At 48.9% G+C, this 10,560-nt stretch carries 9 protein-coding genes; 4 read left to right on the forward strand and 5 right to left on the reverse strand.

What is annotated here, in order from left to right; all coding sequences use genetic code 11:
* Both B157_RS39290 and B157_RS0107545 read right to left on the reverse strand, forming a co-directional pair.
* The coding region (locus B157_RS39290) for a hypothetical protein (protein WP_041951960.1) at nt 1-211 on the reverse strand (211 nt) is incomplete at its 3' end.
* Between the two features lie 10 nt (nt 212-221).
* A complete protein-coding gene (locus B157_RS0107545; RefSeq protein ID WP_245565038.1) occupies nt 222-1,139 on the reverse strand; it encodes a TonB-dependent receptor in 918 nt (305 codons plus the stop codon).
* A gap of 527 nt (nt 1,140-1,666) precedes the next feature.
* On the opposite strand from B157_RS0107545, the gene B157_RS0107550 reads away from it, so the two are divergent.
* The 3 genes from B157_RS0107550 to B157_RS0107560 all read left to right on the forward strand — a co-directional run bounded on the left by B157_RS0107550 (nt 1,667) and on the right by B157_RS0107560 (nt 7,052).
* Nucleotides 1,667-4,549 (forward strand): TonB-dependent receptor, encoded by a 2,883-nt coding sequence (locus B157_RS0107550; protein WP_020602748.1) that lies wholly within the window; start codon nt 1,667-1,669, stop codon nt 4,547-4,549.
* Between the two features lie 44 nt (nt 4,550-4,593).
* Nucleotides 4,594-6,288 (forward strand): IPT/TIG domain-containing protein, encoded by a 1,695-nt coding sequence (locus tag B157_RS0107555; RefSeq protein WP_245565039.1) that lies wholly within the window; start codon nt 4,594-4,596, stop codon nt 6,286-6,288.
* Nucleotides 6,289-6,554: 266 nt separating this feature from the next.
* A complete protein-coding gene (locus B157_RS0107560) occupies nt 6,555-7,052 on the forward strand; it encodes an RrF2 family transcriptional regulator (RefSeq protein WP_020602750.1) in 498 nt (165 codons plus the stop codon).
* Nucleotides 7,053-7,138: 86 nt separating this feature from the next.
* Here the strand turns inward: B157_RS0107560 and B157_RS0107565 are convergent, their stop codons facing one another.
* Complete coding sequence (locus B157_RS0107565) at nt 7,139-8,638, reverse strand: DUF4301 family protein (RefSeq protein ID WP_020602751.1); 1,500 nt, start codon at nt 8,636-8,638, stop codon at nt 7,139-7,141.
* 161 nt (nt 8,639-8,799) lie between these two features.
* Between B157_RS0107565 and B157_RS0107570 the strand changes: the two genes are divergently transcribed.
* On the forward strand, nt 8,800-9,495 hold the full coding sequence (locus B157_RS0107570; RefSeq protein WP_020602752.1) for an HAD family hydrolase: 696 nt from the start codon (nt 8,800-8,802) through the stop codon (nt 9,493-9,495).
* Here the strand turns inward: B157_RS0107570 and B157_RS0107575 are convergent.
* Together B157_RS0107575 and B157_RS40420 are read right to left on the reverse strand one after the other, a co-directional pair.
* Nucleotides 9,485-10,270 carry an amidohydrolase gene (locus B157_RS0107575; protein WP_020602753.1) on the reverse strand — a complete coding sequence of 262 codons (786 nt, stop codon included), beginning with the start codon at nt 10,268-10,270 and terminating at the stop codon, nt 9,485-9,487. The genes B157_RS0107570 and B157_RS0107575 overlap by 11 nt on opposite strands.
* A gap of 82 nt (nt 10,271-10,352) precedes the next feature.
* The coding region (locus tag B157_RS40420; RefSeq protein ID WP_425423190.1) for a transposase family protein at nt 10,353-10,560 on the reverse strand (208 nt) is incomplete at its 5' end.

Genomic DNA, 10,560 nt, shown 5'->3' on the forward strand with positions numbered 1-10,560 from the left:
GATTCATCGAAGCGAAGTCTAGGTACTCTTCGAAGTGCAGCCGCATGGTGTTTTCAGCATACTGATCACTGTGGCGAGCCAGTTGTAGAAAATTGATCCGGTGACGAACACTGAGAAAAAGCATGAGTATGTGGGCAACAAATTGGCGACGAGGCTTGGTCAAATCAGGTAAGCTGGCTACTATTGTAGTTAGCAAGGCAAGTCTTTGCATAAAGGCGTTGTTAGGCTTTGGAGGTCAGAGACCCAAAACTAACACGCCTTTTTACTCTTCTAAAATTGACGAACCATTGAAAGAAGAAGAGTTTATTTTTAATCAGCGGCAACCCTACGCGAACGCCCGTCTGGTATTCATAAAAGGTGCTGGGTAGTTTCTCTTTCGCGTCCGACGCGCCGTTCCACGAACCCGTCAGGGCTGCGTTCCGTCCGAAGCCATATACCGAACCCGTTACTTCGTTCGTACCACTGCGGGTAACGGCGTTGACCGAACCACCCAGGAAATTACCCAGCCGAACATCGAAGGGGGCTACGGCAACCTGAACATCCTGAATGGCATCCAGACTAACGGGGTTGGTACGCGTACTGGAACCGGGCTGCCCCGTTGTACCGGTAGAGCCACCGAGCGACGGGCTAAAACCGATAGCATCGTTGCTGATAGCTCCGTCTATGGTTACGTTGTTGTACCGGAAGTTGGTACCCGCAAATGAATTACTGTTGTTTACCTGGGGCGATAATCGGGTCATGTCGGTCAAACTTCGCGAAATAGTCGGTAACCGGCGAATGGCTTCGCTGTTTACATTGATACCCGCGCCCTGCCGCTCTGCTTCCCGATTGGACTTCACCACTACTTCGCTCAATTGGGTGCTGGCATCCTGGAGGGCAACCGCCAGGTTTGTCGTTTCGCCCAGTTGCAGCATAATACCGGAGCGCGTTTCTTCCTTGTAGCTTACGTAGGTAATAATAAGCTCATACGGCCCGCCCGCATTCATGTTATTGATTCGAAAACGGCCGTCAATGTCCGTAACGGCTGCGTATTTGGTGCCGGTAGGGGTGTATGTCGCCTGAATCGTTGCGCCAACCAGTGCTTCCTTTTGGGCGTCAGTTACGTGGCCGCTAATTCCGCTAGTGGTTACCTGTGCCATAGCAGGCAAGAAGCTTGTAAATAAGAATAGTACAACTAATAATGTACGGACAATTTGTTTCATTGGTTCAGTGATTGGTAGAACGACTGCAAAATTCTCTCAATTCGAACCACTATGTGTTACGCAAATATTACGTTATGAGAAAAGTATGGTTAAAATGTAATTAAAGCCTGATTTCGGCCTGTTAGGGCCATAAATGAAGAATGATTCAGAGGTAGGATAACGCTTTCCTGTAGATGAAAATACTCACTTGTTCAGTAAGTATTTATACATGCAGTCTCGCCAGATGATGAGTGGGTTATTTACCAGGGGGCCAAATGAATTTAGTGCTATTGCTCAGTCGACCTGTTTATAAGAGCGTAAACTAAGTTAAAAGCAGATTAAGTACTGTTCGTCGACTAAAAAGGAAGCGTTTATACATCAATTGATTGCCTCATTAAAGCGTGATTAAAGCTTAACACTCGTGTAACATTGGCGTAACATTGGATTGGTAGTTTTGCACCGCTTAAAGCGATACCAAACTGAACATGAACTGTAAAATCTTTCTTCTTCTCTTCTCATTATTCTCTTCTGCCGCTCTGGCACAGACCGGTACCATCCGGGGAACCATTAAGGATGGTAAGACAAAAGAATCACTGATTGGCTGTACCGTGCTGGTAGCTGGCACTCAACTCGGGACTACCACCGACATCGAAGGAAACTTCAACATTGCCAACGTACCAACGGGTACGCAGAAAGTTGTTATCTCCTATATATCGTACCAGACCAAAGAAATTCCGAACGTTCGGGTAGAGTCGGGAAACACGACGGTTATCGATACCGAACTGGACGAAGGGGGTACTGCCTTACAGGAGGTAGTCGTTCGGGGGAATAAAGCCACTAATACCGAGATTGCTGTCATTACTGAAATCAAGCAGCTAAAGCCAATTGCCGTTGGTATTTCGGCCATGCAGATTCAGAAGTCGCAGGACCGGGATGCGGCAGCGGCCATTCGCCGGATACCGGGTGTGAGTATCATCGATAATCGGTTCGTTCTGATCCGGGGCCTGGCCGCCCGCTACAATTCGGTACTTATAAACGACGTTATTACGCCTTCTACCGAAGTTGACACCCGCTCCTTCTCGTTTGATTTAGTGCCCAGTAATATCATCGATCGGATGATCGTTTTCAAATCTGGTTCGGCTGAAGTTCCCGGTGATTTCGCTGGTGGGATTATAAAAATCTATACGAAACGACGGCCCGACCGGAATTTTGTGGATGCAGGCCTTACCGTCGGTTATCGGGCCAACACAACATTTCAGAATGTACAGACCCAAACCCGGGGTGGTCTGAACGCACTCGGTTTGTGGAGTGCTGACCAACAGATTCCGGCGAGTTTTCCAACCCGGTCGGCGGATTTTAATCAACTGAGTTCACCCGAACGGGCTGCTTACGCCAAATTACTACCTAACACATGGGGGCTGAAAAATATCTCGGTGTCTCCTGATATTCGGTTCGCGCTCAATACGGGCCGCCGGTTCGACATTGGTAATGTGCGGGTTAGTAACCTGACAAGTATTAATTATTCGCTCACGAATCAATTTTCCGATATCGACCTGAAGCTGTATGACAATGGCACTATTGCCAATGCCATAAATCAGCGATATAATGATGCTAATTACGCCCGGTCTTCCCGGTTAGGCATTCTGCACAACTGGTCGGCCCGATTCTCCCCCGCCTTCAACCTGGAATGGAAAACACTATATAACCAATTAAGTACAACCGAGACGGTTGTCAGAACGGGGCAAAATGTAGATACACAAACCGACATTCGGAGTTACTCGGAACGGTTTGAGAATCGGAGTATTCTGACGACACAACTGGCAGGTGAACATACCATTAGTCCCCTAACCAAAATTGACTGGATTGGTAGTTTCGGGTTTACGGGCCGCTGGGAGCCGGATTGGCGCAGGGCTCGTTACCTCCGTCCGCAGGCTGTGGGTGCTGATGGTCAGTTACAACCGTTTCAGATTGCTACTCCTAACGACCCAACACCCGCCGAAGTGGGCCGATTCAACTCAAAACTGCATGAGTACGTTTATTCGGGAATTGTAAACGGTGAGCATACATTCGGCAACCCTACCGACCGCGAACCAAACCGTATTCGATTTGGAGTCTATGGCGAACGTAAAAAACGAGATTATGCCGCCCGTTTTTACGCTTACAAAGGAGTAGGGGCTGCATCGGCAGTGAAGACACAGGACATTGCCAACGCATTTGCTCCCAGTAACGTAACGGGCTATGAGGGTGGCTTCACCCTGGAAGATGGCACCCGCGACCGTGATTCTTATCAGGGGACGAACAATTATCTGGCTGGTTATGTAAGTGGCGACGTGAATTTTGGCCTCAAAGCTAACCTGACGCTGGGTTTCCGGGGAGAATACAATGACCAGGGCATTACCTCAAACATCAACGGGGTGCCGACCCGACTGGTTACAAATAAAATTTTCAGCCCGCTGCCGTCCGTCAATTTTACGTATAAACTAACCGACCGGACCAACTTCCGTTTGGCGTATTCATCGTCGGTAAACCGGCCCGAGCTTCGTGAACTCGCACCGTTCAACTATTACGATTTCAACCTGCTGGCTAACATTCAGGGTAATACGACTTTAACAACGGCTACTATCCAAAACGTAGATGCCAAGTGGGAATTCTATCCCTCGCCGAGCGAACTGATTTCTGTAACAGGGTTCTATAAGTACTTCAAAAACCCGATTGAACAATACCTGTTGTTTCAGCCCAACGAACTGAACTACACGTTTACCAACGCGCAATCGGCTCAGAACTACGGTGTTGAGATTGAGGTACGTAAAGGTTTCCAGCAATCGGCAAGTTCCTTCCTGCAAAATACACAGGTGGTTGCCAACGTATCGCTCATCAAGAGTCAGGTCAATGTGGGTGATTTCGTTACGGCTCCTGACCTCAGCGGAACGATTCAGCAATACGATATTCGGGGTATTGCCGATACCAAGCGAGCATTGGCCGGTCAGTCTCCCTACCTGATTAACGCTGGTATTTACTACGCTGCTCCTAATAACGGCTGGCAGTGGAATGTACTATACAACATTTTCGGACAGCGGATTTTTACGGTGGGTAATACGCAGGCACCTACTATTTATGAAATGCCCCGCCATGCTATTGATCTTAACCTCTCCCGCCAGTTCAACAAAATTGAATTGCGGGTAGGTATTCAGGATATCCTTAACCAGAACGTGCGGTTTGCTCAGGATTTTAACCGCGATGGTAAGATTGGCAGTGACGTTACATCGCAGTCCGCTGATGCTGATCAGCTCATTCGAAAATTCAAGCGGGGCAGTTATTACACGGTTAGTGCCGTTTACACATTTGGCCGCCGAACGGTCATTCCTTAGTACATCATCTCTAATCCAATCTGTAACAAGTAAAAGCAAAAGTTATGAATCTAAAACAAGTAAGTCTTCGGACAATCTGGCCGCAAATGGCAACGCTGTCAATGGGTCTGTTGCTGGTCGTATCGGCCTGTAAAAATGAAGAAACACCTGCTCCAGTTGTACCCGTTCTGACAGTAACAGCAATTTCGCCTACGTCGGCTCCGGCTGGTTCAGCCGTTGTAATTACAGGTACGGCGTTTAATGCTACCCCTACCAGCAACTCAGTTGCGTTTGGTAATGTCCCTGCTACCGTATCAGCAGCAACGACCACATCATTAACCGTTGTTGTTCCTGCCAATGCAGGTTCGCCGGTGACGGTAACAACGGGTGGTATTACGGCAACGGGCCCCGCCTTTACAGTTGCTGCAAAACCAGTTGTCACAGTAGCGGGTAATATCACGGCCAACACGAACTGGACGGCTGGTAATGTCTATCTTATTCAGGGCTTCGTATACGTACAGTCTGGTGCTACGCTGACTATTCAGCCGGGTACCGTTATCAAGGGTGCCGACAAGGATGCCGACCCATCGGGTCAGCAGAAGGGTGGTACGCTGATTATACAGGCAGGTGCCAAAATCAATGCGGCTGGTACTGCCACTGCTCCTATCGTATTTACCTCTAACAAGCCTGCCGGATCGCGTAACTACGGCGACTGGGGTGGCGTAGTTCTTATTGGTAAAGCTCCTACGAACCAGCCTGCGGCTACTGCCTTTGAAGGTGGTATTGCCGGACAACTTGGTGCCTACACGGATGCTGCCGATAACTCTGGTGTGATGCAGTACTGCCGCATCGAGTTTGGTGGTATTGCCCTGCTGGCCAACAGTGAAATCAACGGCCTGACGATGTATGGCGTAGGTTCGGGTACTACACTCGACCACATTCAGGTTTCGTACAGTGGTGATGACTCGTACGAATTGTTTGGTGGTACAGTGAATGCTAAGTATCTGATTGCCTATCGTGGCTTTGACGACGATTGGGATACTGACTGGGGCTGGTCGGGTAAAGTACAGTATGGCCTGGCTATTCGGGACCCACAGGTTGCTGACGTGTCGGGTTCTAATGGTTTTGAGTCTGATAACTTTAATCCAGGATTGCCCGCTACGGGTCCAAACGCAGGTTTGCCGCTTACGGGTGGCGTATTTGCTAACATGAGCAATTTCGTATTCAGTGGTACACCATCTAACGCCAGTACAGCAAAGGGTAGTGGTCCGTTCCAGTCGGGTATGCACCTGCGCCGAAACACAAGCCTAAGCGTTTTCAACTCAGTATTGTATGGTTATCCTGAAGGATTGCGGTTAGATGCCCCGACAGGAACAACCGGTACGCTCGATAATGCTACCAACGGTAGCCTGCAATTACGTGGTATTGTATTGGCTAACATGACCACACCCATCAAAGGTGCTGGTTCAATCACCGATGCTCAGGCAACCGCTTTTTTCAATACAGCAGCGTATAAAAACCAGATTGTTGCCAGTGCTGATGCAGCTACACTGTTATTCAATTCGTCGCTGTTTGGCTTGACCGCTACACCTACGTTGCTGCCGGGCACGGGTTCTCCCCTACTGACAGGTGCCGTTTGGGATGGCAAAGGGGCTGATGCTTTCTTCAAGCAAGAGACCTTCCGGGGTGCGTTTGGTACAGAAGACTGGACCAAAGGCTGGGCTAACTTTGATCCGCAAAACACGGATTACTCTAAATAAGATACAGGATAATTTTTTATATTGGTGTCGCAGGAAAGGGCCGGGGCTTTGCACCGGCTCTTTTTATTTTGTTACTATGAGCAGGATAATGTACAGTACGGATCTATTGTAACTAAATTGTGCTAAAAATTAAATAAAAGCATGTTACTTCTACCACGTATATACGTCTTATACCCAACTACGTCTATGAACTTTTAGGAAGTTTATAACTGTTTGGCAATAAATTTGACTGTATATTATTTCCAGAACCCTCAATCACCGTAACCATGATATCGAAGAAAGCCAAGTATGCAATCAAAGCCCTTAAGGTCTTGACTGAAGAATATGGCAAAGGCCCTGTACTCATCTCATTTATTTCTGCGAAGGAAAACATTCCGAAAAAATTTCTGGAGGCTATCCTGCTGGAATTACGTAACCACGGAATTTTACAAAGCCAGAAAGGGAAAGGAGGGGGCTATTTATTGCGGGTAGACCCAGGCCGGGTCAACCTGGCGCAGGTGCTTCGGGTGATTGATGGTCCCATTGCACCAACTCCCTGTGTTTCCTTCAATTTTTACGTCAAGTGCGACGATTGTTCCGATGAAGTTGCCTGCGCCCTCCGTCCCATCATGGAGCGGGTTCGGGATGCCAATCTGGGCGTTTACGAAAATACGACCCTGCTGACGTTTCAGAACCCGGGGTTGCTGGCTACCAAAGAAATACCAATTGGTGCAAACGGAGCTGATTTAGTATCTGATGCCCCGATGAACCGGATGACGGCGTAAGTCAGAGTAAGATATGTAAGTAGGTGAAGCCGTAAACCATAAAAGCCGTGAGTAGCTACTCACGGCTTTTATGGTTTACGACTTTTCTATTCTGGCTGGTGCTCTTTCCGGAGCAAGTCGTTCACCGTTTTCACCGGATTGAACGTAATGAGGGGAACTTCCACAAAAATTGTATTCCAGTCGGCCATGGCCCCATTCCACAAACCGGGCAACTCCTGCGCCTTCAATTCTTTCCCATCTTTCGACTTGGCCGTGATAAAGCCCGTTTGTGGGTCACGATAGGCGGGCAGGTCATATTTTTTTCCGGCAGGGTCTTTTAGTCCGCATACTAAGTCAACCGGATTGAAGTGTGTCGCTTCATCGAAAATGGCTTTTTGTGCTGGATTGTCCAGGTCTATCTGCGCCGACTCAACTACCTGCAGGGATACGGAACCATCCTGATTTTTGGCCCAGAAAGGCCCGCCACCCGGCTCGCCCACGTTTTTAACCATACCACAAACCCGCACCGGACGATCCAGTTTACGCCGGAAATAGTCGACTTTTTCTTCTTTCGACAGGCTATCAAACTTATCTGGCGGAAGGGTGAATAAGGTATGGCGAAAGAGTTCATCGGCTTCGGCCAGATAGCCATCACTTACGTCGCTGCCTTTCAGCAGTCCCTGCAATCGGGCAATCTGCTGTTGGGAGTCGAGCAATACAGCCGCCAGCACTTTCTTGTACGTAACGGTTGGCTCCTTAATTTCGTCTGGAACAACGTTGTCGATATTTTTGATGAACACGATATCGGCGTCGATGTCATTCAGGTTTTCAATCAGCGCACCATGTCCGGCGGGCCGAAACAGCAGCGAGTTATCGGCGTTGCGAAACGGCGAATTATCTATGTTGACGGAAATGGTATCCGTCGCTTTCTTTTGTTCCGAGAAACTAATATCGAACGTAACCCCAAGCCAGGCCTCATAGTCGGCCTTCTGCTCGTTGATGAGGTGCTCGAAACGACTCCGGTGTTCGGGCGAAACGGTGAAGTGAATTTTTACCAGCCCATCCGAGTTAGCGTAGGCCGCACCTTCTACCAAATGCTCTTCTACCGGCGTACGGGGGCCATCAATATACCGGTGAAATTTGAGGAGACCTTTGGGTAAACTACCGTAGTCAAGCCCTTCCTCGGTGAGTAGAAAACGTAGTATCGTTTGGCGATCTGCTTTATCAATGTCCTGTCCTTTGGAAGCCATCGCTTTTTTTAAATCGTCGTAAAAGGCGAAGTCGGTCAGGCGATCGAATACCTCATCGACGGATTTGTCCATTTTTCCTTCCAATGCCGCAAACAGCGCCTTGAACATACGGGTTGCCGCCCCTGAAGCGGGCACGAACTTGACCAGATCGCGCTCGTGGGCGGCTGAGTCGAATCGCTGGGTATAGGTTGGTAACTGGCCTTCGTCAATCCGGACAATGCCGTCGCCAATGGTGGCTGCCTTGATAACGTTCAGAAATGGAAAGCCGTTAACGAAATGATTTATCTGCTGGTCAATCCTGTCGAGTGGTATGCCCTGTACCAGAATTTGATCCTGATCCTGCTCCGTGAAAGTCATAGTAAGAGAAGAAAAAAAGCGTTAGGAATAGGCGGCAAATTGGGTATTTAAGCGATGCGACGCAAATCAAATCGTGCAAAATAAGAAGGGGTAGCAATGTGCCGGTGGCTGCTTTTTAAGTCAACCGTTATTTTTATTCTCATCCTAAATCTAATAGAGTTATGAAACTGATCGCTTTTGATGCCGACGATACCCTCTGGGTAAACGAACCAAACTATGTTGACGTAAAGCAGAAATTATGCGAACTGCTGTCTCATTATATTGATCAGGAAACCCTGGAAGACCGATTCTACGACGCGCAGATTCGTAATCTCCAGCACTTTGGCTACGGAGCCAAGAGCTTTATTCTCTCCATGATTGAAACCGCCATCGAGTTAACCGACGGAGCCATAACGAGTAAGGAGATTCAGCTTATTATTGATGCCGGGCGGCAGTTACTCGATTTCCCGATTGAGGTACTGGATGGCGTTACAGAGGTGCTGGAAATGCTGTCGACCCAATTCGATTTGATGCTCCTGACCAAAGGGGACCTGTTCGACCAGGAGAGTAAAATAGCCCGTTCGGGACTGGTGCATCATTTCAAACATGTTGAAATCCTCAGCGAGAAGAATGAAGAGGCTTACTTACGGGTACTGAAGAAGCACGCGGTAGAACCCGCTGATTTTCTGATGATTGGTAACTCGTTGAAGTCGGATATATTACCGGTGGTGCATATTGGCGGGCGGGCCATCCACATTCCATCCGCCGTTAGCTGGGCACATGAGCGCGTAGAAGATGAGCAACTGACGGGTAAGTCATTTACAACGCTGGGTAGTGCCCGTGAACTGTTGAACTTATTCGAAACGGTTAATAGCTAACCGTGAAACGATCGGCGTCCAGGTTAGCCGGAAATTGTGCCCGAAAGGCCCGCAGGTCATCCAGCGAGAGCGTTTGCTGGTGAACAACTTCTGTGTCGGACTGGCGGAAAAGGACCTCGCCTTTGTAGTCGATTACGGCCGAATCGCCACTGTAGGGATGCCCATTTCCGTCTTTACCAACGCGGTTAACGCCGATAACGTAGCTTAGATTTTCGATAGCGCGGGCTTGTAGCAACACATTCCAGGCGTTGCGCCGGGCGGCTGGCCAGTTGGCTACGTAGAGTAATAAATCATAGTCGAAAGGGGAGGAGGTTGCCGGGGTGTTGCGGCTCCAGACCGGGAAACGGAGATCGTAGCAGATGAGTGGGCAAATGTGCCACCCTTTCCACTCTTTCACAATCCGGTTTGTTCCGGCGGTGTAAACGGCATCTTCGCCCGCCATCCGAAACAGGTGCCGTTTATCGTAAGTGTCGAACTGCCCGTCGGGCTGCATCCAGATAAGTCGGTTAAAATAGGCACCCTTTTGCTGCACGACGTAACTGCCTGTTACCACAGCGCCGGTTTGTGCGGCCATCTGTTTCAGCCACCGAACCGTAGTCAGGTTCATCGGTTCAGCTACTGCGGCAGCATCCATGGTGAATCCTGTTGTAAACATTTCAGGCAGTACAATCAGGTCGGTGGGTTCGGGCAGGCTATAGATACGCTCCTCCAGCATAGCCCGGTTTGCAACGGGGTCGTGCCAGAACAGGTCGGGCTGGAGGAGGGTGATGTGCATGAATGGACAATGGAAAATGAATAATGGCTAATAGGGTGCAATGGTTGAAATCAATCATACATTGTACATTATCCATTAGAGTTTATGTCAATTTAGGCTTAGGATGATTAGGATACTGAACAGGCTTTCGTGTCACTCTGAAATTGTGCAAGCCAGCGCACAAGTGAATCACCGTACCCACAAAATCGCTTTTTCGCAACCGACATGCATCCCGAACGATTCGATATCGTTTCGTACTCCCAATCACGTGTTCAACCTGAACCCGAATTCGCGATACCGCTTGGTTGTAG

Source organism: Spirosoma spitsbergense DSM 19989 (assembly GCF_000374085.1).
Taxonomy (GTDB): Bacteria; Bacteroidota; Bacteroidia; order Cytophagales; family Spirosomataceae; genus Spirosoma; species Spirosoma spitsbergense.

Coding starts and splice junctions, on each gene's coding strand:
- B157_RS0107545 (WP_245565038.1), bottom strand. CDS start 1,139: ATGGCACAGGTAACCACTAGCGGAATTAGCGGCCACGTAACTGACGCC.
- B157_RS0107550 (WP_020602748.1), top strand. CDS start 1,667: ATGAACTGTAAAATCTTTCTTCTTCTCTTCTCATTATTCTCTTCTGCC.
- B157_RS0107555 (WP_245565039.1), top strand. CDS start 4,594: ATGAATCTAAAACAAGTAAGTCTTCGGACAATCTGGCCGCAAATGGCA.
- B157_RS0107560 (WP_020602750.1), top strand. CDS start 6,555: ATGATATCGAAGAAAGCCAAGTATGCAATCAAAGCCCTTAAGGTCTTG.
- B157_RS0107565 (WP_020602751.1), bottom strand. CDS start 8,638: ATGACTTTCACGGAGCAGGATCAGGATCAAATTCTGGTACAGGGCATA.
- B157_RS0107570 (WP_020602752.1), top strand. CDS start 8,800: ATGAAACTGATCGCTTTTGATGCCGACGATACCCTCTGGGTAAACGAA.
- B157_RS0107575 (WP_020602753.1), bottom strand. CDS start 10,270: ATGCACATCACCCTCCTCCAGCCCGACCTGTTCTGGCACGACCCCGTT.